This window comes from Cellulomonas sp. NPDC055163 (assembly GCF_053607065.1).
Genome location: NZ_JBSGSU010000004.1, coordinates 162506 through 188633, shown reverse-complemented (window position 1 = coordinate 188633; position 26128 = coordinate 162506). Strand labels below are relative to the sequence as shown.

At 75.0% G+C, this 26128-nt stretch carries 27 protein-coding genes; 13 read left to right on the top strand and 14 right to left on the bottom strand.

Annotated elements, in window-relative coordinates; genetic code table 11:
* Positions 1 to 160: 160 nt before the first annotated feature.
* The 10 genes from ACWFNE_RS09295 to ACWFNE_RS09250 all read right to left on the bottom strand — a co-directional run bounded on the left by ACWFNE_RS09295 (position 161) and on the right by ACWFNE_RS09250 (position 11415).
* Positions 161 to 1045, bottom strand: coding sequence for a hypothetical protein (locus ACWFNE_RS09295; RefSeq protein WP_452122136.1), 885 nt, complete (start codon positions 1043 to 1045; stop codon positions 161 to 163).
* A gap of 232 nt (positions 1046 to 1277) precedes the next feature.
* The gene (locus ACWFNE_RS09290) at positions 1278 to 1781 is read right to left on the bottom strand and encodes a nucleoside deaminase (RefSeq protein ID WP_452122135.1); all 504 of its coding nucleotides are present in this window, start codon (positions 1779 to 1781) and stop codon (positions 1278 to 1280) included.
* A gap of 73 nt (positions 1782 to 1854) precedes the next feature.
* Complete coding sequence (locus tag ACWFNE_RS09285) at positions 1855 to 2310, bottom strand: GNAT family N-acetyltransferase (protein ID WP_452122134.1); 456 nt, start codon at positions 2308 to 2310, stop codon at positions 1855 to 1857.
* Between the two features lie 197 nt (positions 2311 to 2507).
* Positions 2508 to 3047 (bottom strand): hypothetical protein, encoded by a 540-nt coding sequence (locus ACWFNE_RS09280; RefSeq protein WP_452122133.1) that lies wholly within the window; start codon positions 3045 to 3047, stop codon positions 2508 to 2510.
* A 139-nt stretch (positions 3048 to 3186) separates the two neighbouring features.
* Positions 3187 to 7230 (bottom strand): type VII secretion protein EccCa, encoded by a 4044-nt coding sequence (gene eccCa, locus ACWFNE_RS09275; protein WP_452122132.1) that lies wholly within the window; start codon positions 7228 to 7230, stop codon positions 3187 to 3189.
* The gene (locus tag ACWFNE_RS09270; RefSeq protein WP_452122131.1) at positions 7227 to 8072 is read right to left on the bottom strand and encodes a hypothetical protein; all 846 of its coding nucleotides are present in this window, start codon (positions 8070 to 8072) and stop codon (positions 7227 to 7229) included. Before ACWFNE_RS09270 ends, eccCa begins: the two co-directional genes overlap by 4 nt.
* Positions 8072 to 9373, bottom strand: a complete 1302-nt coding sequence (gene eccD / locus ACWFNE_RS09265) for a type VII secretion integral membrane protein EccD (protein ID WP_452122130.1) — start codon at positions 9371 to 9373, stop codon at positions 8072 to 8074. The genes ACWFNE_RS09270 and eccD overlap by 1 nt, the downstream gene beginning before the upstream one ends.
* The gene (locus tag ACWFNE_RS09260; protein WP_452122129.1) at positions 9370 to 9879 is read right to left on the bottom strand and encodes a hypothetical protein; all 510 of its coding nucleotides are present in this window, start codon (positions 9877 to 9879) and stop codon (positions 9370 to 9372) included. Before ACWFNE_RS09260 ends, eccD begins: the two co-directional genes overlap by 4 nt.
* Entirely contained in the window at positions 9876 to 10814 is a 939-nt protein-coding gene (locus ACWFNE_RS09255; RefSeq protein ID WP_452122128.1) for an FHA domain-containing protein, read from the bottom strand. The genes ACWFNE_RS09260 and ACWFNE_RS09255 overlap by 4 nt, the downstream gene beginning before the upstream one ends.
* Positions 10815 to 10860: 46 nt before the next feature.
* Entirely contained in the window at positions 10861 to 11415 is a 555-nt protein-coding gene (locus ACWFNE_RS09250) for a T6SS immunity protein Tdi1 domain-containing protein (RefSeq protein ID WP_452122127.1), read from the bottom strand.
* 168 nt (positions 11416 to 11583) lie between these two features.
* Here ACWFNE_RS09250 and ACWFNE_RS09245 point away from each other — a divergent pair, with 168 nt between their 5' ends.
* The 7 genes from ACWFNE_RS09245 (at position 11584) to ACWFNE_RS09215 (ending at position 16998) form a co-directional block, all read left to right on the top strand.
* Entirely contained in the window at positions 11584 to 11928 is a 345-nt protein-coding gene (locus ACWFNE_RS09245) for a hypothetical protein (RefSeq protein ID WP_452122126.1), read from the top strand.
* Positions 11929 to 11939: 11 nt separating this feature from the next.
* The gene (locus ACWFNE_RS09240) at positions 11940 to 12248 is read left to right on the top strand and encodes a hypothetical protein (RefSeq protein WP_452122125.1); all 309 of its coding nucleotides are present in this window, start codon (positions 11940 to 11942) and stop codon (positions 12246 to 12248) included.
* 2 nt (positions 12249 to 12250) lie between these two features.
* Positions 12251 to 13276 (top strand): DUF6177 family protein, encoded by a 1026-nt coding sequence (locus tag ACWFNE_RS09235; protein WP_452122124.1) that lies wholly within the window; start codon positions 12251 to 12253, stop codon positions 13274 to 13276.
* A gap of 1 nt (position 13277) precedes the next feature.
* Positions 13278 to 13613: a hypothetical protein gene (locus tag ACWFNE_RS09230; protein ID WP_452122123.1), complete on the top strand. Its 336-nt coding sequence runs from the start codon at positions 13278 to 13280 to the stop codon at positions 13611 to 13613.
* Between the two features lie 202 nt (positions 13614 to 13815).
* Positions 13816 to 14181, top strand: coding sequence for a DUF6507 family protein (locus tag ACWFNE_RS09225; RefSeq protein WP_452122122.1), 366 nt, complete (start codon positions 13816 to 13818; stop codon positions 14179 to 14181).
* 10 nt (positions 14182 to 14191) lie between these two features.
* The gene (locus ACWFNE_RS09220) at positions 14192 to 16561 is read left to right on the top strand and encodes a polymorphic toxin type 15 domain-containing protein (RefSeq protein ID WP_452122121.1); all 2370 of its coding nucleotides are present in this window, start codon (positions 14192 to 14194) and stop codon (positions 16559 to 16561) included.
* A gap of 14 nt (positions 16562 to 16575) precedes the next feature.
* Positions 16576 to 16998: a hypothetical protein gene (locus tag ACWFNE_RS09215; RefSeq protein WP_452122120.1), complete on the top strand. Its 423-nt coding sequence runs from the start codon at positions 16576 to 16578 to the stop codon at positions 16996 to 16998.
* Positions 16999 to 17041: 43 nt separating this feature from the next.
* Here the strand turns inward: ACWFNE_RS09215 and ACWFNE_RS09210 are convergent, their stop codons facing one another.
* The 3 genes from ACWFNE_RS09210 to ACWFNE_RS09200 are packed head-to-tail and all read right to left on the bottom strand — an operon-like array spanning position 17042 to position 19078.
* Positions 17042 to 17308: a helix-turn-helix transcriptional regulator gene (locus tag ACWFNE_RS09210; RefSeq protein WP_452122119.1), complete on the bottom strand. Its 267-nt coding sequence runs from the start codon at positions 17306 to 17308 to the stop codon at positions 17042 to 17044.
* Between the two features lie 4 nt (positions 17309 to 17312).
* Positions 17313 to 18167 carry an ABC transporter permease gene (locus tag ACWFNE_RS09205; protein WP_452122118.1) on the bottom strand — a complete coding sequence of 285 codons (855 nt, stop codon included), beginning with the start codon at positions 18165 to 18167 and terminating at the stop codon, positions 17313 to 17315.
* Positions 18164 to 19078: an ABC transporter ATP-binding protein gene (locus tag ACWFNE_RS09200; RefSeq protein ID WP_452122117.1), complete on the bottom strand. Its 915-nt coding sequence runs from the start codon at positions 19076 to 19078 to the stop codon at positions 18164 to 18166. The genes ACWFNE_RS09205 and ACWFNE_RS09200 overlap by 4 nt, the downstream gene beginning before the upstream one ends.
* A gap of 127 nt (positions 19079 to 19205) precedes the next feature.
* On the opposite strand from ACWFNE_RS09200, the gene ACWFNE_RS09195 reads away from it, so the two are divergent.
* From ACWFNE_RS09195 to ACWFNE_RS09185, 3 genes are read left to right on the top strand one after another with little or no spacing between them, the layout of a single operon-like run.
* Positions 19206 to 19967: a hypothetical protein gene (locus ACWFNE_RS09195; protein WP_452122116.1), complete on the top strand. Its 762-nt coding sequence runs from the start codon at positions 19206 to 19208 to the stop codon at positions 19965 to 19967.
* Positions 19968 to 20005: 38 nt separating this feature from the next.
* On the top strand, positions 20006 to 20665 hold the full coding sequence (locus tag ACWFNE_RS09190) for a ClpP family protease (RefSeq protein ID WP_452122115.1): 660 nt from the start codon (positions 20006 to 20008) through the stop codon (positions 20663 to 20665).
* On the top strand, positions 20665 to 21279 hold the full coding sequence (locus ACWFNE_RS09185) for an ATP-dependent Clp protease proteolytic subunit (protein ID WP_034633378.1): 615 nt from the start codon (positions 20665 to 20667) through the stop codon (positions 21277 to 21279). Before ACWFNE_RS09190 ends, ACWFNE_RS09185 begins: the two co-directional genes overlap by 1 nt.
* Positions 21280 to 21368: 89 nt before the next feature.
* Here ACWFNE_RS09185 and ACWFNE_RS09180 read toward each other — a convergent pair whose 3' ends face one another.
* Entirely contained in the window at positions 21369 to 21737 is a 369-nt protein-coding gene (locus ACWFNE_RS09180; RefSeq protein ID WP_452122114.1) for a helix-turn-helix domain-containing protein, read from the bottom strand.
* Positions 21738 to 21883: 146 nt separating this feature from the next.
* Here ACWFNE_RS09180 and ACWFNE_RS09175 point away from each other — a divergent pair, with 146 nt between their 5' ends.
* From ACWFNE_RS09175 to ACWFNE_RS09165, 3 genes are all read left to right on the top strand, one after another.
* Complete coding sequence (locus ACWFNE_RS09175) at positions 21884 to 22516, top strand: dihydrofolate reductase family protein (RefSeq protein WP_452122113.1); 633 nt, start codon at positions 21884 to 21886, stop codon at positions 22514 to 22516.
* A gap of 122 nt (positions 22517 to 22638) precedes the next feature.
* A complete protein-coding gene (locus tag ACWFNE_RS09170) occupies positions 22639 to 24405 on the top strand; it encodes a DUF4153 domain-containing protein (RefSeq protein ID WP_452122112.1) in 1767 nt (588 codons plus the stop codon).
* A 102-nt stretch (positions 24406 to 24507) separates the two neighbouring features.
* Complete coding sequence (locus ACWFNE_RS09165; protein ID WP_452122111.1) at positions 24508 to 26016, top strand: MFS transporter; 1509 nt, start codon at positions 24508 to 24510, stop codon at positions 26014 to 26016.
* Positions 26017 to 26128: the final 112 nt, after the last annotated feature.

Here is a 26128-nt window from a genome sequence, read left to right as displayed (position 1 = left end):
TTTGCCATGATCCGCCCGTTCTGCGCCGGGGGGCAGGGTGAATTACAGCCCCGCGAGGGTGTGCGAGGGTGCTCGCTGGGCCGCTCGCGTCTGGCGTCCCGCTCGCCCCGAAAGACCAGGACCCGCCTGCTCTGCTCGCGCTACCGGCCGGGAGAACCCCTCAGGGGTGCGAGAGGAAGAAGTCGGCGATCTGCTGCCGGAAGTCGGCCGTCACCACGTGCGACCCGTAGAGCTCGTTGACCTGCCGCTGCGCCTCGGCCTGGAAGGCCGCGGTGAACGACGGGCCCGGCGAGACGACGCCCCAGTTCAGGGTGTTCGCGGGGCCGATCGGCACTCCGCAGGCGTCGAGCTGCCCGCCGGCCTGCAGGTCCGCGACGGCGGCGCTCGAGTCGGCCGGGCTCACGCTCGAGACGGGGTCGCTGATGCGCTCGAAGGCCTCGGGCAGCAGGCCCGCCGGTTCGTTGACGTAGAGCTCCCAGTCGATGCCGCTGGCCGCGATGGCCGCCCAGTTCGCGGCCAGCCCGGCGTCCGTCGGTGGCACGCGCAGGTCGTTGCGGCCGACGACCCACAACGTGGGGGGCGGGGGGAGCAGCGGGTTGGTGTAGGTGCTCGCGAGTCCGCGGACGTTGAGCAGCGCGATCGCGCGCGCCGGGGTGTACACGGTCGCGATGCCGGTGAACAGCCCGCCCGAGGAGAAGCCGACGTAGTACAGGTCCGCGCCCGCGAAGCCGAGGGCCGTGATGGTGCCTTCCACGTTCTGCAGGTCCTGGTTCGTCAGCGGGTCGTCGGTCATGTCGAAGTCGCCGCTGGGTCCCGCGCTCTGCAGGGCCGCGACCGCGTACCCGGCGTCGACGAGCGCCTCGACCAGGAGACGGTTCTCCATGAGCGTGAACCACACGCTGCCGCCGCCACCGCCGTCGAAGAGGATGACGAGCCCGAGCGCGCCCGGCGGGTTGTGGTACCGCACGGTGGTGCCCGCGACGGTCGTCGTCGTGAGGGTCCACGCGTAGGTCGGTGGTGCGTTGTCTTCCCTGTGCCAGCACATGATCGGCCTCGTTCGCGTCGGGCGTGCCCGGCTCGTGCGGAGCCGGGAGCGGGCCTCGCGAGGGTCGCGCGGTCCGGTGTGCGCGCGCCCGGGGGCTCGCGGGTCCGGTCAGTGGTGTCGGTCGGCTGGCGCTGACCGCGCCCGGGGTGAGCTTCACGACGCGTCTGCCGCAGACCCGCGTGCTCGTGGAGACGCTCGACGGGGGCCGCTGATACGACGAGGTCGATCCGGGTCAGGGCGCGGTGTGCCGCTCGGCGTGCTGCCGGTGGAGGTCGCGCAGCTCGTCGGCGAGCTCGGGTGCCGGCCCGGCGACGGGCACCCCGGGCGCCACGGTGGTGATGGGCAGCGCCGCGACCGGGGACGGCGGCAGCCCCCAGCCCCGCCGCCACTCGGTCAGCTGCCCGACCGAGCCCGCGTACACGATGCGGCCGAGCCCGATCCAGGCATGCCCGGCGGCGCACATCGGGCAGTGCTCTCCCGAGGTGTAGACCGTGCAGGTGGGCCGCACCTCGGCCGGCACGTGCGCCGCCGCCCACTGCGCCAGCGCGAGCTCCGGGTGCCGGGTCTGGTCGCCGCCCGCGGTGCGGTTGCGGTCCTCGTACAGCACCGCGCCCGCGGCGTCGACCAGCACCGACCCGAAGGGTTCGTCGCCGTCGGCCAGCGCCTCGCGGGCGAGCTCGACGCAGCGGCGGAGGTGCGCGAGGTCCCGCGGGCTCAGCGCCGTCGGCTCGTCCATCCCGCCACGGTACGACTCCGGCCGACCAGGACGGCGGCGGGCACGGCGGCGGAGAGGCCGGGGTGCCCGGTGCTCAGGACAGCCCGAGGACCGCCGCGCGCGTCGGGCGGTGGTCGATCTCCATGTAGCGCCCGCCCGCGTCGAGCACCGTGAAGCCGGAGCGCGCGTAGACCTCCTGGGCGTCGCGCGTGGCGAGCAGGATCCGGGGGACACCCGCCTGCGTCAGGTCCTCGACGATGCTGTCGACGAGCCACGTCCCGAGCCCCCGGCCGCGGTGTGCCTCGTCGACGAACACGTCGCAGACCCACGCGAACGTCGCTCCGTCGGTTACCGTGCGCGCGAAGGCGACCTGCGTCCCGTCGAGGTGGACCGCGTACGGCCGCGACCCGGAGATCGAGCGCTCGATCGCGTCGCGCTCGCGTCCCGTCGCCCAGTACGACTCGACCGAGAGCCAGCGGTGCACCCGGTCCAGGTCGATGCGGTCCGCGTCCTGCGTCAGCTCGTAGCCGTCGCGCTGCCTGTCGGCCATGCGCCCTCCTCGGTGTCGAGCGGCACATGGTGCCAGACCACCCCGGGCGCCTGGCCAGCGGTTTCACGTCTCGCCGAGGCAGAGGGCGAGTGCCGGGCGGCGCACCCACGCGCGGGGCACACCGCCGACTGGCGCACCGGCGCAGTCACGCACCGGCGCACCGGCGCGTGACCGCGCCGCCCAGGCCGCCCATCCCCTCAGCGGTTCAGCAGCTCCGCGCAGCAGTCCTGCCACGCGGTCACGGCGGCCCGCGTGCGGCGCGCGAACCGAGCCGCGTCCGGCACGGCACCCGGCCGCGCGAGCGCCCGGTCGTGGGGGAGCCGCAGCACCGGGGCACCCGGCGGCGCGGCGAGCGTCCGGGCGCGGCCGTGCACCTCTGCGAGCACGACGGTCACCCGGTCGAGCCCGCGGGGGTCGGTCGCGGCGACCTCGTCGAGCAGCCGCCGGGCGTCGGCCGCGCCGAGGGGCGTCGCGGGGGCCACGACGACGAGCGGGTCGTGCGGACCGAGCACCGCGAGCACCTCGCCGAGCGGGCGGACCCCGGCGTCCCAGACCGCGCGCTCCGGGTCGACCGTGTCCGCCTGCGCGCCGTCGGCCCGCTCGCGCAGCCCGCCGTGGGCGGCGCCGAGGAGCCGGGGCGCACCGCGCGGCTCGCCCCGCAGACCCGCGAACGCGAGCGCGGCGAGGGTCGTCGCCCCGGCACCGGACGAGGCTGCGACGAGCGCGAGCGTCCTCACGAGGCGCCACCCCCGGACGCCGCCACGCCCCGTGCGAGAGCCCTCACGACGCACCACCCCCCGGTCGTCGCCGCGCCCCGCGCACGAGCCCTCGCGACGCGCCACCGCCTGGTCGTCGCCGCGTCCCGCGCGAGCGTCCTCACGACGCCTCGCCCTCGGGCGTCGCGGCGACCTGCACCACGTAGGGCGCGACGCCGCGGCGCACGAACCGGCCGCGCCCGGGCGGGAAGCGCTCGGGGTAGATCCGGCCGACGACCTGCCCCTCGCTGCGCTCGCCCGACATGAGCAGCACCGAGCCGCCGGTGTCGCGCGTGGTCTGGACGACCTGCGTGTACATCGCGCGGCTCGCACCGGCGACGGGCCGCGTCAGCACGACGTGCAGGCCGAGGTCGCGGGCGCTCGGCATGTACGGCAGGAGCGGCGCGAGCGGGTCGTCGCCGCCCGCCGCGACGATGTCGTGGTCGTCGACGAGCACGACGATGCGGGGCTCCCTGGCGCGCTGCTCGGCGTCCCGCGTCGGGCGCTTCTCGAGCTCGGCCGCGATCGACGCGGCGAGCCCGCGGGCCTGCGCGGCGGTGCGGGCGTGCGCCGCGAGGTAGTCGTCGTCGATGACGCCGGGCACGTGCCCGCGCACGTCGACCACCGCGATCGCGAGCTCGTCGCTCGAGAACCGGGCCTGGAGCCCCCGCGCGATCGTGCGCAGCAGCGTCGACTTGCCCGAGCGCGCGTCGCCGAGCACGAGCAGGTGCTGGTCGTCGCCCGCGAAGTCCCACAGCGCGGCCTCCATGGTGTCCTGGCGCAGGCCGATCGGGACGACGTCGGGCTCGTCGAACGCGTCGGGCAGCTCGGCGGGGTCGACGTGCAGCGGCAGGAGCCGGATCGGCGCCGCGGCCGGGCCGCTCCACGACTGCGCGGTGCGCCGCGCGAGGGCCTCGAGCTCGTCGCCGACCGCCTCGTCCGGGACGACGTCGAGCACCGGGAGGGCCACGTGGGCGAAGTTCTTGCTGTCGAGCAGCACCCGACCGGGGGTGTCGACCGAGATCGTCGAGGAGAGCTTGCGGTCGATGCTCGACTCCGTGGGGTCGTTGAGGCGCAGCTCGACGCGGGTACCGACGAGCGCCTGGTGCCCCATCCGCAGCTCGCTCCACCGGGTCATGCCGAGCACGAGGTGGATCCCGAACCCGGCGGCCCGCAGCATGATGTCGACGAACGCGCCCTCGAGCTCCTCGAAGTCCTGGCGGATCTGCCCGTACCCGTCGACGAGGAGCACGACGTCGGCGGCGTCGAGCTCGGGGACCCGGCCCGCGGCGTGCTGCACGCGCAGCTGCGCCATCGAGTCGATCGACCGGGCCTTGAAGACCTGCTCCCGCAGCGCGAGCATCCCGCCGAGCTCCTCGACGAGCCGCGCGAGCCGGTCGCGGTTCGCGCGCGTGGCGACGCCGCCGACGTGCGGGAACTGCTCGATGCGCTGGAGCCCGCCGCCCGTGAGGTCCATGCCGTAGACGGCGACGTCGCGGGGCGTGTGGGTCAGGGCGAGCGACGCCGCGATCGTGCGGAGGAGGGTGCTGCGGCCCGACTGCGGTGCGCCGATCACGGCGACGTGGCCACCGGCGCGCGCGAGGTCGAGGCGCCACGGCTCCTGGCGCTGCTGGGCGGGGTCGTCCTCGAGGCCCATGACCGTGCTGAGCCCGGGGCCGCGGTCGCCCGCCCGGTCGACGACGAGGCCGAGCGCGAGCCGGTCGGGCAGCGGGGGCAGCCACACGGGCCGGACTGCGCGCTCGTCGTCCCGGACGCGCTGCACGGACTCGTCGATGAACGTGCGCCCGGTCCCGGGGCGCGAGAGCACGGGGGCGCCGTCGTCGGACCGCCCCCGCCGGATGCCGTTGTACCGGGGGAGCAGCAGCGGGCGGGGCTCGGCGGCCTCGTCGCGCGGCGCTCGCAGGCGCTCGACCGGGCCCGAGACGTAGCCCGCCCGGAAGCGCGTGTACACGCTCGTGTCGACCTTGAGGTAGCCGTACCCGGGCAGCGCGGGCAGGTGGTACGCGTCGGCCGTGCTGAGCACCATCTGCGACTCGGGCTCACTGAACGTGCGCAGCCCCAGCCGGTACGACAGGTACGTGTCGAGCCCGCGGAGCTTGCCGCCCTCGATGCGCTGGCTCGACAGCAGCAGGTGCACACCGATCGAGCGGCCGATGCGCCCGATCTGCAGGAACAGGTCGATGAACTCGGGCTCGGCGGTGAGCAGCTCGCCGAACTCGTCGATCACGACGAACAGGTGCGGCAGCGGCGGCAGGTCGGGGCGCTCGCGGCGCAGCTCCCGGTAGTGCGTGATCGACGGCGACGAGCCCGCGTCCTTGAGCAGCCGCTGACGCCGGACGACCTCGCCCTGGATCGACGCCCGGGCCCGCGTGGTCAGCTGCGGGTCGTCGGCGAGGTTGTCGATGAGCCCGGCGAGGTGCGGGAGCCCGACGAACGGCGCGAACGCCGCGCCGCCCTTGTAGTCGACGAGGATCATCGACAGGTCCTCGGGCGGGTGCGTGAGCGCGAGCGACAGGATCAGCGTCCGCAGCATCTCCGACTTGCCGGAGCCGGTCGCGCCGATGCAGATGCCGTGCGGGCCCATGCCGAGCTGCGCGCTCTCCTTGAGGTCGAGGTGCACGGGGCCGCCGAGGTCGTCGGTCGCGAACGGCACGCGCAGGAACTCCGACGCGGCGCGCGGCCGCCACAGCAGCTCGGGGTCGAGGTCCTCGACGCCCTCGACGCCGAGGAGCTCGGCGACGTCGAGCGTGCGGTTGCCCTGCTCGTCCTGCGCGGCCGCCGCCGAGACGCGGAGCGCCGCCATGGCGCGGACGGTCGACGCGAACAGCGCCGGGCCGGTGACGTCCGGGACGAGCGCGACGTCGACGGCCGCGGGGGTGCCCGCGTCGACGGTCAGGACGCTCGGCCCGTCGACGGGTCGGTCGCCGGTGCCGACGGCGGGGCCGGCGGCGGTGGTGGCCGACCGGTGGGCGCGCTCGCGCACGGCCGTCCCGACCGGACCGCCGCCGCCGGACGGGCCCGGTGAGCCGGCGTCGCGCAGGGTGACCCGGACGTCGACGTCGTTCGGCTCGTCGAGCCGGTCCGCGAGCACGTGCACGACCGTCACGCCGAGCTCGCGCAGCGACGCCCCGCCGCCCACGGGCAGCCGGGACGCACGCCGGCCGTGGTCGTCGACGACGACGACCAGCCGCGACGGCTGCGTGCGTGTCGCGCCGGTGCGCCGGGCGGAGTGCGCGTGCTGGAGGCGGTCGGTCAGCGTGGCGCCCAGCACGTGCGCGAGCGCGTCGACGTCCGGTGCGATCCGGCGCGCGGGGACCGGACCGTCGAACAGCTCGGGGTCCTGCACGTGCGGCAGCAGGTCGAGGCCCTGCCAGTCGGCGGCGCGGTCCTCGTCGAACGCGGCGGCGACGGCCACGTCGTCGGGACCGTGGTGCGCGGCGAGCTGCAGGAGCAGGCTGCGGACCACCCCCACGGCCCCCTCGCGGTCCCCGATGACCGCGACGACCCCGGCGCCGCGCAGGTCGACCGTCACCGGCATCGCCTCGACGCGCTCGGCCTGCTCGGCGATGAGCCGGGCCTCCGAGAGCAGGATCGGGTCGTGCGGCTGCATCGGGGACTCGGGCGGCGGCACCGACAGGCCGAACCACGGCACCGAGCCGGTCCCGAGCCGCACGGACAGGAAGTCGGCATCACGCCGCCGCCGCTCCCACAGCCGTGCCGGGTCGCGCACGAGCGGCACGAGCGCGGCCGGCTCGGGGTGCAGCACGGCGGCGTCGAGCCGCGCGTCCTCGGTGCGCCGCGTGAGGTCGCGGCGCAGCTGCTCGAGGTAGTCGAGGTAGAGCTCACGCTGCGCGCGGTGCTGCTTGCGCTGCGCGCCGCGTGACGAGATCGCGAACCCGACGCCCGCGACGACCGCGACGACGAACACGAGCGCGGCGACGACGAGGAACAGCGGCTGCCCGTTGCGCAGCACCACCATCATCACGACCGACGACATCGCGCCGACGACCGGCAGCAGGAACTGCAGCGGGGTTCGCCCGCCCGGGTCGTCGCCGAGCGGCGGCGGCGGCGCGATCTGCTCGGCGTCGGGGCGCGTCAGCGGGACCGTGCTCCGGGTGGGCCGGTGGACGAGGGTCAGCGTCATGCCGCGTGCTCCCGCCGGGGCCGTGCGGACGGCCGAGGAGCGCCGGGCGCCGCCGCGTCGACGAGCGCCGCCGCGAGCCGCAGGGCCGCGAGGTGGGTCGACGCGCGCAGCCGCGCACCGGGCGCCGGTCGGGCGGCGCCGTGCGCGCGGTCCCGCGGGACCTCGACCGCGGGCACGGGGAGCAGCCGCACGAGCTCACCGGTCGCGGGCCGCCGCGACCCGGACGCGTCGACGACGGCGAGCAGCACGCGGACCGCCGGGTCGTCGACGGTGTGCGCGAGGTCGACCCCGGCCTGCACGGACGCGCGGTCCGGGGCGGTCACGACGCACACGACCGTGCTCGCCGAGACGACGCTGCCGATCGTCGCCGCGTCCCGCACGCCCCAGTCGGTCACCACGAAGTCGAAGAACCGGCCCGCGGGCGCCACGGCCTCCCACCAGCGCGCGTCGCGCACGGGCGTGCCGTCCGCGTGCAGGTCGAGGCAGTGCAGCCCGCCGGGCGTGAGCGCGAGGCCGGCGGTCGCCTCCGACGAGTGCCGTGCGGCGCGGCGCTCGACCTCGTGCGCGGGGGTGCTCGCCGCCGGCGACGTGAGCCCCGCGTGCCAGAGCAGCGAGCGCGTCGAGGGCGAGGCGTTCACCGCGAGCACGCGGTGGTCCCGCCGCCGGGCGAGCACCGACGCCGCGAGCCCCGCGGCAACGGAGCAGCCGATCCCGCCGGCGACGCCCGTGAACCCGACGCGCGTGCTGAGCGGCAGCGGTGCGCGCACCGCCGCGTCGAGCCTGCGCAGCTCGTCGACGCGCCCGGGCAGCGACGAGACCACGGTCGTCCACGCACGTCCCATCAGAAGGTCTCCACGAGGTCCGCGAACACGCCGAGGTGCGCGAGCACGAGCGGGACGAGCGCGACGACGGCGACGAGCTCGAGGACGTTCCCCAGCCGGCGTGCACGCGCGACGACGTGCTCGCGGGGCCGTGCTCCGACGAGGAGCGCGAGCGCGACGAGCGCGACCGCGGTGACGGCCAGCGCGCGAGCCGGGTCGGTCCGCCCGAGCTGGGCCAGCAGCGCGACGAGCGGCGTGGCGCCCGCGGCGAGGAGCGCGAGGCGCTGCGGCGCGAGCGGGAAGATGCGCGTGCGCAGCAGCAGCACCCCGGCCACCGCCACGGCGAGCAGCCGGCTCCACGGGTCCTCGCCGCCGGCGAGCACCCAGGCGCACGCCCCGGCCACGACGGCGGTCGCGACGGTCGACCACGTGAGCGCCCGGTGCGTCGTGCCGACCGCGCGGTGCGCCTCCGAGCGCGAGACCCGCCGCCCCTCGACGACCCGGTCGTCGAGCCCGTTGAGGCCGCTCACCGACATCGCGACGCCGGGCAGGAGCCCGACCAGGAGGCAGCCGAGCACCGCGACGACCGCGGCGGTGTGCGTGGGCTCGGCGTCGAGCGCGTGCATGCCGGCGACGGCACCCACGAGGGCGGCCGCGGTGACCCCGCCGAGCGCGAGCCCCGCGTCGCGGGTCCCGGCCCCGGCGACCACGGCGACGAGCAGGCCCACGAGCCCGAACGCGACCAGCGCCGTCTCCCCGGGCGCGCCGGACGTGGCCTCGCGGGCGGCGACCACGGCGGCCCCGACCGCGGCGGCGACGGCCACGACGGCGGGCTCCGTGCGCCCCCGGCGCGCGAGCAGCGCCGCGACGACCGCGAGCGCGGCGCACACCCCGAGCAGCGTGCCGGCCGCGACGTCGAGGTCACGCACGGCGAGCCCGGCCGCGACGAACCCGAGGACGCCCGCGAGCACCGCCCCGGCGACCACGCCCCACACGGGTCGCCACGCGTCGGACCGGGACTGCACCGCGTCCGCGGCGACGTCCGTGACGTCCGCGACCTCGGGCGGCGGCGGGGCCTGGTCGACCCGGACGACGCGCAGGATCGTGCCGTGCGGAACCGCCTGCTCCGCGAGGGTGAGCGACGGGTCGAGCTGGTCGCCGACGGTCGTGACGAGCGCGACGGGACGCGCCGAGCGGGCCTGGCCGTCGTCGAGCAGCGACAGCACGTCCGGCAGCATCGCGGCGACCGGCTCGTCGTCGGGCAGCACGAGGTCGGCCTTGCGGCCCTCGCCCTGCACCGTCACCCGCGTGTACTCGGTCACCGGTCCTCCTCGACGACCTGCAGCGTGCGGGGGTCGATCGTCACGCCCGTCGCCGGGTCGGTGTAGTACCCGGTCGCCGGGTCCAGGTACCAGTCGATGCGCGGGTCGATGGTGTTCCCCTCGGGGTCACGGGCCAGCCCGGTCTCGCGGTCGACGACGAACCCGGTCTGCGGGTCGACGAGGTCCTCGGACGCCGGGTCCTCGAGGAAGCCCGTGAGCGGGTCCTCGGGCATCTGGTCGGTCGGCTGGATCGGGTTGGCGGACAGCGCGGCGCGGAACGCGGCGAGCGCCTGGTCCTGCCGCCGGTCGTCGAGCAGGTGCACGACGAGCGAGAAGGTCAGGCACCCGACACCGGCGACGGCGGCGAGCACCACGGAGCCGACGAACCGGCGCAGGTTCGTGTTGACCGGGCGGCGCCGGTCGAGCGCGCCGAACGACAGCGCCGACGCGAGCCGGTCGCGGTGCGTCCGCGTCGTCTCGATCAGGGTCCGGTCCGGGTCGTTCACCGTGCTCCCTCCGGCCCCGGGTCAGCCGCGCCCGGGTCAGCCGGTCCCAGGTCCGCCGCGCCCGGTCGGGGGCCCGCCGCGCGGCGCCCGGTGACGCGCACGCCGGCGTCCCCGCGCCCGCCGGCGTCCCCGCGCTCCGCCGGCTGCGCCTGCGCGAGGTGCACCACGCGGTCGCCCAGCGCGAGCCGCGCACCCAACGGGGCCTCGACGCGCACGTTCGGGGCGAGCCGGACGAGCGGCTCCCCGGGCAGCGCGACCGCGGTGCCGTTCGCCGACCCGAGGTCCGTGACCCACACCGAGGCGCCGTGCGGCTCGAGCAGGGCGTGGCTGCGCGAGATGCTCCGGCTCAGGTCCGGGATGCCGAGCAGCAGGTGGGCGCCGGTCGGGTCGACGGGGCTGCGCCCGACGATGGTCGGGCCCGTGACCTGCAGCACCGAGCCGTCGTCCGTCAGCAGGACGACGGTCGACGGCTGCCGGCGGCCCGCCGCCCACGGGTCGGCGGCGCGCGGGGCGGACGTCCGCGGAACCGGCGCCAGGGCCGACGGGACCACCTGCAACGGGTCGCGCCCGCGCACGAGGTCGGCGGTCACACCGCGCGCGGGCAGCAGCGCGAGCGGGCTCCCGGGCAGGCCCGTGCGGGCGTCCACGGTCCGCAGCCGCAGGACCCGGTGGCCCGGGGTCCGTCCGTGCCGCATCAGCCCGGCGACGATCACGAGGAGCGTGACGACGGGCAGCGCGAGCCCGAGCAGCGGCGTGACCCCGAGCCCGACGACGAGGGCGAGCACGACGACGCCCGCGTCGACGAGCAGCGCCCAGGTCCGCCGGGTCTCGGCGAGCACGACGCCGTGGAAGAGGACCGCCGCGGGCACGGGCGGGCGCGGCACGGCGGACGGCGCGTCCGTGCGCGGCGGGTCGACGGCGGTGAAGGCTGTCATCGGGGGCGACCGGCGGTGGTCCGTGGGCGGGCGGTGCGGCGGCGGGTCAGGAGCTCGCGCGCGATCGCGGCGGGCCGGCGAGCTCCATGATGATCGCGATGTGCTCCCAGAGCCCGCCGCGGTCGAGGCGTGCGGGGTCGGGCGCGCCGCCGAGCGCGAGCAGCGGGACGAACCCGAAGCACTCGTCGGGCCCGGGCACGCCGAGCCGCTCGACCCCGGCCGGGTAGGGCTGCCGGGCGAGCACCTCGTCGAGGAACGTCTCGTCCTCCAGGTCCGCGAGCAGCTGCGGCGCGTCGAAGCCGATCACGTCGATGACCCCGAACCGGAACCGCAGCACGTGGAACAGCGGACGGATGTAGACGACGAGGTCCGCGAGGGCCGTCGTCAGGACCGGCACGGCGCCCGCGGGCATGCCGACGACCCCCTCGAGCATCGTGGTCGCGCGGTCCGGGTCGACGACGCGGACGAAGCCGTCGCCGACGCGACCCGCGCCGTCCTCACGCCACACCCGGGCGATCTCCGGCGGCACGGACGCCTCGAACCGCGCGACGGTCTCCTCGGCGACCGCCGAGGTGCGGGTGAAGCTCGTGAACGTCGGCATGGGACCCCCTGTGCTGGCTGACCGGCCTCGACGCTAGCGCGTGCCGCCCACATCTGTCGTGGAGGTTCCGTGCCGGTCGGCAGTACTCCGTAGCGCGTGTCGGACGCCCGCCCTACGATCGACGAGCTGCCCGATTCGGGTGGATTCATGACGTGCAGGGGAGGGTTCATGAAGTTCGCCATGGAGGCCGACGCGCTGCAGGTGCTCGGCCGGAAGACCGCGACGGAGTCCGACGACCTCGGGCAGCTCGTGCGGAATCTCAAGGAGGCGGCCGAGCCGCTCGAGGGCACCTTCAACGGTGTTGCGAAGGCGTCGTTCGTGTCGTTCAAGGAGCGCACCGACGACATCTCGACCGTCCTGAACAACGCCCTGGTCGGGATCACCGAGTCGATCGCCGGCCAGAACCGCGCGTTCGTCACGACCGCCGACGAGGGGGCCGACGTCCACCGCGCGGCCGAGGGCTCCGCCGACTTCGCGGGTGCCGACACGTCCAAGTTCGCACCGAGGGCCTGAGGGGGACCGCCATGTCGACGAACCAGCTGGACCGCAACGACTACGACATCAACGCCTCGCAGTCGGCGCAGGCCAACTTCGAGCGGGCCGCGAGCGCGCTCGAGGCTGCCCTCGCCCGCCGCGACGCCGACGTCAAGGCCGCGATGGCGGTGTACCAGGCCGACGGTGTGAGCGACCGCTACGCGGCGATGGAGCAGCAGTGGAACGCGGCGGGCACGGAGGTCCGCGGCATCATCGCGGCGATCCGCAACTCGCTGGCCGACAACGACGAGATCGCGCGTCGTGGCCTGCAGCAGGCCGCGTCCTACATCCCGGACTGACCGTGCACATCGTCCACCCGGTCGCCGACGAGTGGGATGACGAGTACTCGGTGTTCGTGGCGTCGGGCCGCTCCGTCCTGCTGTCGGAGCCGCTCGCCGCGTTCCTCGACCACGCGACGACCGAGCACCTGCGCCCGGTCCTCGTGACGTCGTCGGACGCGCGCCTGAGCCCGTTCGTCTCGTTCGCGATGCGCCGGGCCGCGGGGCACTGGGCGGTGCGGCACGAGGACGGCCGGGTGTTCGACGGGCTGTCGGGCTACCGCATCGACGCGTTCCCGGACCTGTGGCAGCGCTCGGGCACCGACCGCGAGCGGCTCGGGACGTTCGAGCGCTCGTCGCCGGAGCCGCTCGGGACGCTGATGTTCGACGTGTTCGCGCACCAGCGCGCCGCGGCGGACACGCGCATCGGGGACCTCGCCGTGTCGGTCGTCGGCTCGCTCGGCGGGCAGGCGCTCGACGTGTGGGGCCTGCACGAGCCCCTCGTCGACGGGTGGGACACCGGTGTGCTCACCGAGACGGCGCGGCGCGGGATGCCGGCGTCCGAGCTCATGCACGCGCGCGGGCCCGACGGCTCGTTCGTGGACGTGGCGGTCGCGCGGACGCGGCGGGGGGTGCTCGAGCGGGTCAAAGGCGGGGTCCCGGTCGGGGCGTACCCCCGGACGATCGCCGGGGTCGTCGCACAGGCGTCGGCGACGCTCGCGACGGTCGCGGAGCGGTTCCAGCCGACGATCGGCTTCGTGTCCCTCGCCGAGACCGACGAGGGTGCGACGCAGGGCGCGTCGGCGAAGCGGCTCGAGGTCCCGCTCGCCGTCGTCATCGGCCCGCGCGGCGTGCACGACCTGCGGGTCGACCCGGCGCAGCTCGCGGAGCGGCACGACGTGACGGTGCTCGGCCGCACGCGGCTGCCGAGCGTCCTCGTGCGGTTCAGCGACCCCGACGTGGGTCTCTGGGCGCAGCTCGTCGCGTTCGCGCACGACCTCGGGCCCGACCGGATCGCTGCCGCCACCGGGCTGGACAGGGAGGTGTGAGGTGCCCACCGAGCTCGTGCTGCTGAGCGACGTCGAGCCGACGTCGGAGGCGATGGTGCGCGCCGCGTCCGTCGACCACCCGCTGGGGACGTTCCTCGAGTACCGCGACGGGCAGATCCGCCAGCTCGTCGACGCCGAGGGCCGGGCGCTGCTCCAGGTCTACCGGACGCGGCCCGTCTCGGTCCCGCGGGAGGCGGCGGCCGCGGTGCACGACCCGCCGCAGTCCTTCGCGCTCTGGACCGACCTGGCCGTCCCGTACGGCGCACCGGAGACGGCGCGCGCTCTCGCGGAGGCGATCGCCGAGGCGGTGGGCGGCGTGATCCGGGAGCGGGCATGACCAGCACGCGCAGGGGCCCGACGCGCACGGGCCTGACGAGCGCGAGCAGCACGAGCAGGGGCGGCACGAGCAGGGGCGGCACGAGCAGGGGCGGCGCGGGCTCCGGCGGCCGGAGCACCAGCACGAGCAGCACGACCGGCACGAGGACCATCAGGACCGCCCGCACCACCGTGGCGGTCACCAGGGGGAGAGGGGAGCGGGCATGACGCGCTGGAAGATCACGCCGGCTGACGTGCAGGGCATCCTGACCGGGGTCAACGCGGACGCCGAGCAGCTGGGCAAGGCGCTCACCGAGGACAAGTTCCAGGGCGTGCTCGACGGCCTGCTCTGGGGCGGTCCGCTCACGCAGGACGTCCCGGCCGCCGTCAACGCGGTCCTCGGCGACCAGAGCGCCAACCTCCGCAACATCGGCAACCGCATCAACGCGGGCGTCGTCGGCGTCTCGAACGCCGTCATCGCGTACAACAACGGCCAGGAGGACATGGCCGGGTCGTACCAGGCGGAGCTGCTGAAGTCCGCGGAGTCGGGCGACTTCTCGTACTTCGTGAAGCACGGGTACAAGGCCTGAGGGGGCACACATGACGGTCACACCGACGCAGTGCGTCGCGGACGGCGGGCTCATCAACCCGGCGGCGTTCCCGGCGAAGTCCGCCGACCTCGACCCGGACAAGGTTCGGGTCTCGGCGGCGTCCGTGAAGACGATGGGCACGTCGGTGCAGGACGAGACGAGCTCGATCGCGACGAGCTGGAACGGGCTCACGCACAGCTACGAGGCACCCGAGCAGCAGCGGGTCTACGACCTGATGCGCCCGGCCGTGACGTCCGCGAACCAGCTGAGGACCGCGTTCCACACGATGGCGGGGCACCTGGAGACGTACGCGACGGCGCTCGCGGGGATCAAGCCGCGGCTGGCGTCGTTCGAGCAGCGCGCGGCGGCGTTCCGGGCCGAGGTCGTCAACGGCGTGCAGGTCGACGCGTCGTCGTCGAACGAGGCGGGCTTCGGCGACTACGCGAAGGGCGCGGTCGACTGGATCCCCGGCGTCGACGAGCGCCAGGTGACCGTCCCCTGGTACGAGGACGGCGACACCGTCCAGCGCAACAAGGACCTGCTCGCCGAGTACGCGGAGCTCCTCGAGGACGTCTCGACGGCCAGTGCGCAGTGCGCCAACGACATCAACCGCCTCGTCACGAACATGTGCGTGACGCCCGTCGAGGCCATCCCGGCGGAGGCGTTCACCAACCCGGCGCAGCCCATGCCGTGGGGCGAGCCGCGCGAGGAGGACCGCAACTGCCCGGAGTCGGTCGGCAGCGGCACCTACACGTTCGGCAAGGACCTGCTGCAGGGCGCGGGGCAGCTCGTCCTCGGCTACAACCCGGAGACCGGCGGCTGGTTCGAGGGCAAGGCGTACGGGCAGGCGTGGGGTGGGCTCGGTGACCTCGTCGGGTCCATCGCGCTCTTCGCCACACCGGTCGCCTGGGTCGGGATCGGCATGCAGGCGACCGGGCACACCGACAACGACTTCGTCCGGTTCATGGACGACCGCTACGACACGGTCGTCGGCGGCCTCGGCAGCCTGATCGGCTACGACCACGGCGCCGAGGACGGCTGGCACAAGTGGAAGGAGGACGGTGTCGCCGCCGGCACCGGCGCGGTGCTGAGCATCGGCACCTTCTTCATCCCAGGGGCCGGGCAGGTCGGTGCGGGGCTCAAGGCCGGCTCGGTCGGCGCCAAGGTCGCGCGCATCGCCGCCGCCGGCTCCGAGTTCGTGGTCCAGGGCGGGTCGTGGGTCGTGAAGGGCGGCATCAGGCTCGCGTCGGGGCTGCGCCAGTCGCTGGTCCTCGGCGGTGACCTGATGGCAGGAGGCTTCCGCGGCCCGGCGCTGGCCGGCGCGGGAGCCGCGGGCGGCGGTGTCCGTCTGAGCCTCACGGGCCTCGTGAACGCTGTCGGTGACAGCACGCCGTCGCACGTCGTGCCGCACCGGACCCCGGTGAGCGGTGACCTGTTCCCGTCGACCGCACGCGGCGGCAGCGGTGCGACGCCGGGCGGCAGCGGTGCGACGCCGGGCGGCGGCGGTGCGACGCCGGGCGGCGGCGGTGCAGGCCACGGCACCGGCGGCGGCAGCTCGCCGCTGTCGAACGGTCACGCGCCCGAGTGGAACGGGCCCACGCGGGTCAACGGCCGGCCCGACGTGCGCGTCGTCCCGCAGGAGCACTGGGGCAACCCGGAGCTCGACCCCGCCCACCCCCACTACGACGCGGTCCCGCGCGGTCAGCACGGCAACGTCGGGACCATCGACCCCGACACGATCTCGCCGAGCGGGCTCACGAACAGCGGTCGGCTCCTGCACCCGGCGCTGGTCCCCGACCAGCTGCAGCCGTTCGTGGACCGCGGCGTGGTCGTCATCGACGACGGCGTGCTCCGCATGGCCGAGCCGATCGAGGTGACCTTCACGCGCACGAACCCGAACCACGACGCCGCGGAGTTCGCGCGGCAGGGGCGGCTGCAGCAGCAGAGCGTGAACCAGCAGTCGGTCGCGGACTGGAACCAGCGCATGAGCAACTACGACACCCACGGCCGGACGGACGAGAAGTTCCAGGGGCAGTACCGCCGCGCGCAGATCCGCCTCATGGCCGAGGGGTTCATGCGGGAGGGGGTCGGCAGGCGGGACGCGTTCGCCCGCGCGCGCACGGAGCTCGCGAACGAGTTCGCGCTGCACGGCCCTGACCAGCGCGGTGGCGGCAACCCGCGGCACTTCACCGGGCTCGGCGAGGGTGGCGTGAACAGCGCCTACGGTTGGGGCTGGGGTGCCGGCCGCAACGCGGAGACGCTCCGGCTCGAGCTCGACGCCGTGACGGCCGAGTCCGGGATACCGCCGCACCTTCTCGGGGACGTCCGGATGAACGTGCGGATCAGGGTGGTCGACGCGGTCGCCGCGTCGGGTACATGAGACGGAAGGCGGAGATGACGAACAAGTACGGCGCCCACAGCGAGGTCGTCGAGGCCTTCCTCGACGAGGTGCGCTCGACCGGGAAGCCCGTGTGGCGCCGGTACGCGGAGCTCGCGGTGCCCAGTCGTGCCGTCGTCGCGGCCGGTCGAGCCCTCAACGACGTCGCACTGCCGGCGTCGGTGAAGACCTCGCTGTACAGCGACTCCCTGGCCGCCTTCCGGAGCACGGGGCTCACCGACGACGACGTCCCCGAGGGGGTGTACGTCTCGCGGGTCGCCGGTGGCATCCAGAACGCCGCCACCGCGCTCGCTGCGGGCGACGCGCTGGCCGCCGCGCACCGGCGGGTCCTGCTCGTCCCGTTCGCCGGGTGCGGCTTCGCGTCCGTCGAGGCCGCGCTCCCGCCCGAGCCGGAGCCCGAGCCCGAGCCGGGGGCCTGACGGCACGGACCCGTGGTGGTTCGCCGGTGGGCGGGCTCGCCGGTCAGCTCCCGATGCGGGGGAACGGGCGTGTCGAGAACACGACCTCGACGGGCACCTCGAAGTGCTCGGCGATGCGCAGCGCGAGGAACAGGCTCGGGCTGTACTCGCCGCGCTCGAGGTAGCCGACGGTCTGGTAGTGCACGTCGAGGGCCTCGGCGAGCTGGCGGCGCGAGATCCCGCGTTCCGCGCGCAGCACCGCGATGCGGTTGTGGACGGTCTCGGATGCCCGTGACCCCGCGGCCTGCGGTCCCTCCGCCTCCCGGCCCACGGCCTCAGCCAACGCGCTGCATCCGTTCCTGCCGGCGGGCCTCGACGGACGAGCCCGACTCGCGCCGGGCCATGCGGCGCAGCAGCGGGGGGAGCAGGAGCATCGACACGAACGCCCACAGGATCAGCACGACGAGCGTCTCGAGCGTGCGCCACGAGCCGCCGATCTCGAGCGCGGCGGCGGCGTCCGGCAGGAAGGCGGACCTCATGCCGAGCCCCACCCAGTACATCGGGAAGACCTGGGCGACGCTCTGCAGCCACCCCGGGAGGGAGCTGAGCGGCACGAAGATGCCGGAGATGGCCGCGAGCCCGAGGACGGGGAGCATGCCCCAGGTGCTGACCTTGTTGGGGCTCGCGGCGAGCGAGCCGATGATGAAGCCGATGGGCAGGCAGGTGGCGAGCCCGAGCACGAGGTAGCCGGCGACCGCGAGCCAGCCCTGCGCTCCCTGGTGCATGAGCCCGTCGAACAGCAGCGCGCTCGGCACGAGCAGCACCACGAGCATGGGCAGCACGCCGATGCTCTGGAACAGGAACTGCCCGGAGACGTACCCGGTCATGCCGTGCGGCACCGCCTTGGCACGCAGCAGGGTGCCGTCCTCGCGCTCGATCGAGAGCGTGAACGCGGGGCCGACGACGCCGCCGAAGACCACGAGGCCGCCGAGCATGCTGGGCAGGATGAGGCTCGGGAGCAGGAGCCCCGTCCCCTCGACGGGCGTGGCGCGGTTGGCCCACAGGTAGGCGAGGGACCCGAGCCCGACGACGACGTAGAACATCCAGTCCTGCGAGCTGCGCAGGCTCTGCCGGAACTCCGCGAGACCGCGGTGGATCCCGACGCGGACCGCGTACGTCGTGCGGTTCACCGGGTCACCTCCAGGAGCCGGCGGCTGTCCGGGGCCGTCTCGTGCCGGTGCACCAGGGTCATGTACGAGTCCTCGAGCGTGGTGCGGCGGACCTCGAGGTCCGTGACGTCGTCGTGCTGCGCGAGGAGCTCGCGGACGAACGCGGTGGCGTCGTGCGCGGGGTGCACGAACCTCTCGCCGCCGCGGGCCCAGCGGACCTCGGACGTCCCGGCGACCTCGCGGGCGAGCGCGTCGGCGCTGCCGTCGGCGACGATCCGGCCGCCCGCGAGGATGAGGATGCGGTCGGCGAGCTTCTCGGCCTCGTCGAGGTCGTGGGTCGTGAGCAGGATCGTGGTGTCCTCGAGGTCGGCGAGCCTGGCGACGATGTCGTGGAACTCGCGCCTGGCCTCGGGGTCGAACCCGGCGGTGGGCTCGTCGAGGAACAGCAGGTCGGGGCGCCCGACGATGCCGATCGCGACGTCGAGCCGCCGTCGCTGGCCGCCGGACAGCGTCGAGATCTTCTGGTCGGCGTGCGCGGTGAGCCCGACGGTCGCGATGAGCTCGTCGGTGTCGCGCGGCCGGGGCCGCCCGGGCACGCCGTAGGGCAGGTAGTAGCGGCCGAGATGAGCGAGCAGCTCGCGGACCCGCCAGCGGCCGTGGTCGCGCCACGACTGGAGCACGATGCCGATGCCGGCGCGCCAGTCCTCGCCGGCGCTCGCGGGGTCCTCGCCGAGCACCCGGACCTCGCCGCCGGAACGGTTCCGGAAGCCCTCGAGGATCTCGATGGTCGTGGTCTTGCCGGCGCCGTTGGGCCCGAGCAGGGCGATGACCTCGCCGCGCCGGACGTGCAGGTCGACGCCGTCCAGCACGTCGGTGCTGCCGTAGCGCATCCGCAGGTCGCGGACGTCGATGACCACCTCGTCGTGGCGCACGCGCTCACCTCTCGTCTGTCGTCAGCCTGTGATGTTGTGTAGTAGATGTACTACGTTCCGTCTTGTCCCGTCAACGGAACCGGCGTCGCGCATCCCCGCTCGGGCCGCCGGGCGCTACGGTCCGCGGATGAGCACCCCCGTCCCGCAGCACGGCCCGACCCCCCGCGATCACCCGGCGCCGCACCGCCCGACCGGGCCGAGCCCCGCGGCGGCGAGCACCCGACGATCGACGCGCGGGGCGACGATCCTCATCGCCGGCGGGGTGCTCGTGCTGCTCCTCACGCTCGCGCTCGGCACCGGCGTCGCCCGGGTGTTCCTGGGCGTGCTGCCGCTCGGTGTCGTCACGTCGCAGGGCGAGCCCGGCTCCGCGGTGGTGGCGAGCCTCGACGCCCCCGGGGTCACCGAGGTCGAGCTCGCCGCCGACCGGTACGCGGTCTACCTCGCGCAGCCGTCGGTGGACCGGGAGCGCGGTGACGGCGCCGGGTCCGGGCTCGCGTCCGACCTCGTGGTCACCGCCGCGGACGGCGCGGCGGTCGACACCTCGCGGGGGCCCCAGGTCACGTCGACCACGGGCGGGGGCGGCGTCACCGCGCGCACCGTCGCGTCGTTCACGATCACCGAGCCCGGCACGTACACGGTCGCCGCCCCGCCGACCGAGGACGGCTCGCCCGCGACCGTGCTGCTCGCCCCGGACCAGGACCTCGCGCCGTTCCTCACGGGGATCTTCGGGTCGATCCTAGGGGTCTTCCTCACGATCGGGCTCGGGCTCGTCGGGTTCCTCATGCTCGCCGGCGGGATCGTGTGGCGGGTGCTCGCGCGACGGACGCGTCTGCCGTCGGCAGATCTGCCGCAGGCAGACGGGCGGGTCCCGGGGGCTCCGTCGGTGTGACGGTGGGGGGACCGAACCCCGCACCGGAAGGCACCACGATGACCGTCCCGTCCCTGCTCGGCGTGCTCCCGACGAGCGTCCCCCGACCCACGGCGCGCACCGAGGCGCCGCTCGCGCCGTTCGACGACCAGCTCGCCACCCGGCTCCTGCACCAGCGCATCGTGGTGCTCGGCCGGGAGGTCGACGACGCGATCGCCAACCGCATCTGCGCGCAGCTCCTGCTGCTGTCCGCCGAGGACCCGCGCCGCGACATCGCGCTGTACATCAACTCCCCGGGCGGCTCGGTGAGCGCCGGGCTCGCGATCTACGACACCATGCGGCTCATCCCGAACGACGTCGCGACCCTCGCGATGGGGCTCGCCGCGAGCGCCGCCCAGTTCCTGCTCGCGGCCGGGACGCCCGGCAAGCGGTTCGCGCTGCGCCACGCCCGCGTGCTCATGCACCAGCCGTCCGGCGGGCTCGGCGGCACCGCGGTCGACATCGCGATCCAGGCGCAGAACATGGCGCACGTGAAGCGCACCATGCAGGGGCTCATCGCCGAGCACACGGGCCAGCCCGTCGGGACCATCGAGCGCGACAGCGACCGGGACCGCTGGTTCACGGCCGACGAGGCGCGCGAGTACGGGATCGTCGACCGGGTCGTGACGCAGCTCGACGACGTGCGCCCCGACGCCGGCCGCGCGAAGGTCGGCCTCTGATGGCCGGGCAGTACACCGTCCCGATGGTCGTCGAGCAGCGGCCCACGGGGGAGCGGTTCTCGGACGTCTACAGCCGGCTGCTGTCGGAGCGGATCATCTTCCTCGGCACCGAGATCGACGACGGCGTCGCGAACGTGACGATCGCGCAGCTCCTGCACCTGCAGTCGGAGAGCGCCGACCTCGACATCAGCCTCTACATCAACTCGCCCGGCGGCTCGCTCACCGCGCTCATGGCGATCTACGACACGATGCAGTTCGTGAAGCCGCAGGTCCAGACGTTCTGCATGGGGCAGGCGGCGTCGGCGGCGGCGGTCCTGCTCGCGGCCGGGGCGCCGGGGAAGCGGTTCGCGCTCGAGCACGCGCGGGTGCTGCTGCACCAGCCGTCGGGCGGCGGGGAGGGCACCGCGGCGGACCTCGAGATCCAGGCCCGCGAGGTCCTGCGGCTGCGCGCGCAGGTCGAGCAGGTGCTCGCGCGGCACACCGGCCACACCGTCGAGAAGCTGCGCGCCGACACCGACCGGGACCGGATCCTCACGGCGGACGAGGCGGTCGCGTACGGGCTGGTCGACGGGGTCGTGCGGACGCTCAAGGCGGGCGCGGTGCAGGCGGCGTAGCCGTGCGGGGCGGCCGGGCCGGGGCGCCGGCCCGTGCCCGGCCGTCGCGGAGGTCGGGGACGCCCTGCGGCCCGGGTCCCTGCGCCCGGTCAGGCCGCGCGCAGGAGCACGGTCGGCGACGTGCCGGTCGCCGGGCCCGGTGCGTGCGCGGGCTGCAGCACGTGCAGCGTGCCGCCGCTCGTCCGTGCCGAGGCCGCCGTCAGGTCGACGACCTGCACGTGCCCGACGAGCGTCCGGTGCGCCTCCGCGAGCAGGTCGGCCAGGCCCATCCCGAGCGCGCCGCAGACCGCGACGAGCACCTCGGACGACGCCTCCTTGCGGCCGCGCTCGATCTCGGACAGGTACGCGACCGACACCCGGGCGTCGGTCGCGACGTCGCGCAGCGTGCGGCCCTGGGCCTCGCGCCGCGCCCGCAGGATCGCGCCGACGAGCCGCCGCAGCAGGGGTTCACGCGCCATGGGGACCTCCCGGGTCGTCTCCTGGCGAACGTAGCAGCGCGCGCGGCGTGCGCACCGGACCCGAGGTCCGCCCGCAGCGAACGATGAGTTCCCGGGCGCCTGCCGGTCCACCCCCGGACCGACGACCAGCTCCGGAGGAGACACCCATGCGGCTCACCGTGCACACGTTCCTCACCGTCGACGGCGTCATGCAGGGCCCGGGAGCGGCCGACGAGGACCCCTCCGGCGGCTTCACGCGCGGCGGGTGGCTCGTGCCGTACGCCGACGAGGACATGGGCGCGATCGTCGACGACTGGTTCACGCGCGCCGGGGCGATCCTGCTCGGGCGCACGACGTTCGACATGATGCGCGACTACTGGACGCAGGTCACCGACCCCGGCGACCTCGTGGGCGTCGCGCTCAACGGGCTGCCCAAGTACCTCGCGTCGCGCACCGTGACGGAGCCCGGCTGGGCCTCCACGACCGTGCTCGCGGGCGACGTCGTGCAGGCGGTCGCCGCGCTCAAGGAGAAGCCTGGCGACGAGCTGCAGGTGCACGGCAGCGGTGCGCTGGTGCGCGCGCTGCACGCCGCGGGGCTCGTCGACGAGTTCCGGCTCCTCGTGTTCCCGGTCGCCGTCGGGCACGGCAAGCGGCTGTTCGCCGAGGACGCCCCGCCGACCGGCTTCGACCTCGTCGAGCAGCGGCGCACCCGGGCCGGTGCGGTCTACTCGGCGCTGCGCCCGACCCCGTTCGCGGCCGCCGACCACCCGATGCCGGAGCACGGCCGGGCGACGTTCTGACCTGCGCGGCAGGGGTGTCTGCGGGGCGCCGTCACCGGATGTGCACGGACCCTGACACAACCCTCACCGGACCGCCCCCGGCACGGCCGTCGCGGGCTCGCGGCGCTCCCTAGCGTGGCCCCATGACCGACGCCGGCCCGCCCGCCACCCCCGCCGAACCGCACCCCGACGCCCCGCCGACCGCCGCCTCGCCCGCTCCGGCAGCGCCGGCCGTGGCGCCGTCGCCCGGGCCGCCGGACGCAGCGACGTCGAACCCCGCGCAGCCGGCGACCGCCCCGCGGGGCCCTGCTCCCACCTCGTCCGCGACCGCCCCGCACGCCCCTGCTGCAGCCGCGCCGTACGGCGCCCCGGCGCGGGGTGGCGTCGCGACCGCCGCCCCGCCCACGACGTGGCCCGCCCCCACGTACCTGCCGCCCCCGCTGCCGCCGACCCGGTTCACGCTCGCGCGCGACGCGTTCTGGGCCGCGGGCCGGGCGGCACCGGCTCCCGCGCCGACGCTCGCGGCCTGCGCCGGCGTCGGTGCGGTCGGCGGGGTGCTGCTCGTCGGTCACCCCCTCGGCCTCGGGGCGGCGCTCGTCGGGCTCGCCGTCTGGGCTGCGGCGGTGCCGGTGCTCGCGCGCCGCAGGGCGTGGGGCTCCCTCGTGACGGCGGCGCTCGCGGTCGCCCTGGTGGCCGTGGTCGCGGTGCGGGACGCGGACTGGGTCGTCGCGCTCTGCCTGACGGTCGCCGCCATCGCGGGTGCCGTCGCGGCGACGTCCGCCCGCAGCGCACCGGCGGTCGCCTCGAGCCTGCTCGGCTGGGGGGCCGGCCTGCTGCGCGCGCTCCCGTGGGTCCGGCACGGCGCGGGTGCGCTCGTCGGCACGCGCCGCGCGGAGCTGCTCGTCGCGCTCCGCAGCATCGCGGTCACGGTCGCCCTGCTCGTCGTCTTCGGTGCCCTGTTCGCGAGCGCCGACACCGTCTTCGCGAGCTACCTCCCGCGGTTCGGGGTCGGGCTGCTGCCCGCCCAGCTCGCCGTCGGGGCCCTCGTCGCGCTCGTCACCGCGACGCTCGCCCACCTCGCGCTCGCGCCGCCCGCGTGGTCCGACCACCGGCTGCCCGAGGGGCGGCCCGCCCGGCGCGGCGAGTGGCTGCTGCCGGTCGTCGCCCTCGGGTTCCTCGTGCTCGCGTTCGTGCTCGTCCAGGTCGGCGCGCTCGTCGACGGGCACCGGCACGTGCTCGACACCCTGGGGCTGACCTACGCGGAGTACGCGCGCCAGGGCTTCGCGCAGCTCGTGGCCGTGACCGCGCTGACCCTCGTCGTCGTCGGTGTCGCGGCCCGCCGGGCGCCGCGCGGGACCTCGCAGGACCGGCTCGTCTCCCGGGTCGCGCTCGCGTTCCTGTGCGTCGGGTCCCTCGGGGTCGTCGCGTCGGCGCTGCGCCGCATGGACCTGTACGTCGAGACGTTCGGGCTGACCCGGCTGCGGCTGCTCGTGCTCGTCGGGGAGATCGTGCTCGCGGCGCTCCTCGTGCTCGTCATGGCCGCGGGCGTGCGCTGGCGCGGGACCTGGCTGCCGCGCGCCGCGGTCCAGGTCGTCGCGGTCGCGATGCTCGCGCTCGCGCTCGCGAACCCCGACGCGCTGATCGTGCGGCACAACACCACCGAGGAGGCCCGCGAGCAGCTCGACGTGCTGTACCTGCGGGGCTTGTCTGCGGACGCGGTGCCCGCGCTGGACGTGCTCGACGAGCCGCTGCGCTCGTGCGTGCTCGACGGCCGCCGCGTCGTCGTGCCCGAGGGGATCGGCGACGCGCACCTCGCACGGTCGCGGGCCGCCGCGGTGCTCGACGCCGGCGCACCGGTGGACTCCGACGACGGCTCGGCGTGCCGGGGCGCGTACCGCGGGACCCGCTGAGCGGTTCGTGTTGCGGGCCTCGTGCGGCGCGCCTAGCGTCCGGACTCGGGCGTGGTCGGAGTCCCCTCGCCCTCCCGTCGCCACGCGCACACAGGAGTCCGCATGGACGCGACAGCCCAGGGCCTCACCGAGCGGCCCGCAGTACGCAGTCTCATCCCCGCCCGCATGGACCGGCTCCCGTGGACCAAGTTCCACTGGATGGTCGTCGTCGGGCTCGGCATCTCGTGGATCCTCGACGGGCTCGAGATCCAGCTCGTCGCGAACGTCGGCTCGATCCTCACGAAGGAGGAGAGCGGCCTCGGCATCTCCAACACGGAGGTGGGGCTGCTCGCGTCGGTGTACCTGATCGGCCAGGTCGTCGGGGCGCTCGTGTTCGGCCGGATGACCGACCGGCTCGGGCGGCGCCGGCTGTTCATCCTGACGCTGATGATCTACCTCGTCGGCAGCGGGCTCGCGGGCCTGTCGTGGGACCTGTACTCGTTCCTGCTGTTCCGGTTCATCGCCGGCATGGGCATCGGCGGGGAGTACACCGCGATCAACTCCGCGATCGACGAGCTGATCCCGGCGCACTACCGCGGCCGCGTCGACATCGCCGTCAACGGCACCTACTGGGGCGGCGCGCTGCTCGGGTCGCTCGGCGCGCTCGTCCTGCTGGACCCCGACCTCGTGCCGATCTTCTGGGGCTGGCGGATCTGCTTCTTCATCGGCCCCGTCCTCGGCCTGGTCATCATCTACATCCGGCGGCACATCCCCGAGAGCCCACGCTGGCAGCTCACCCACGGGTACACCGAGGAGGCCGAGGCGACGGTCGACGCGATCGAGGCGACCGTCCGCAGCCAGGGCGGCGAGCTCCCGCCCGTCGACGAGTCCAAGGCCATCGAGGTCGTCGGCGAGAAGTCGATCCCGCTCACCCGGGTCGCGAGGATCATGTTCCGGGAGTACCCGCGGCGCGCGGTGCTCGGCGCGACCATGATGATCACGCAGTCGTTCCTCTACAACGCGATCTTCTTCAGCTATGCGCTCGTGCTGAGCAACTTCTTCGGTGTGCCCGACGAGCGGGTCCCGCTGTACTTCATCCCGTTCGCGATCGGGAACCTCGCCGGTCCGCTCCTGCTCGGGCACCTGTTCGACACGTGGGGCCGGCGGCGGATGATCCTGCTGACGTACGGGCTCGCGTCGGTGGTGCTCGCGCTCGCGGCCGTGCTCTTCAGCGCGGGCATGCTGACAGCGACCACGCAGACGCTGCTGTGGTGCATCTGCTTCTTCTTCGCGTCGGCCGGGGCGTCGTCCGCGTACCTGACCGTGAGCGAGATCTTCCCGATCGAGCTGCGCGGCCAGGCGATCGCGTTCTTCTTCTGCATCGCGCAGGCCGCCGGCGCGGTCTCGGCAGTCGTGTACGCCTCGCTCGTCGGCGACGGCAGCGAGCGCGGCCCGCTGACCGTGGGGTACTTCGTCGGTGCGGCGTTCATGCTCACGGGTGGGCTCGTGGCGTGGTTCATCGGGATCAACGCCGAGCGCCAGTCGCTCGAGGACATCGCCGAGCCGGTCACGTCGGTCCGGCGGCGCGGAGCGACCCGTATGGAAGGGCCCAACCCGATGGCCGGCACCTGACCCGACACCACCCGGTCGTCAACGCCTCGCCCTCCCCGGCCGCCGCCGGGGAGGGCGACGTGCACCCGTGGGGGTGATGTTCGCCGGGCGAGGAAGAAGTCCCTGTCCGGGT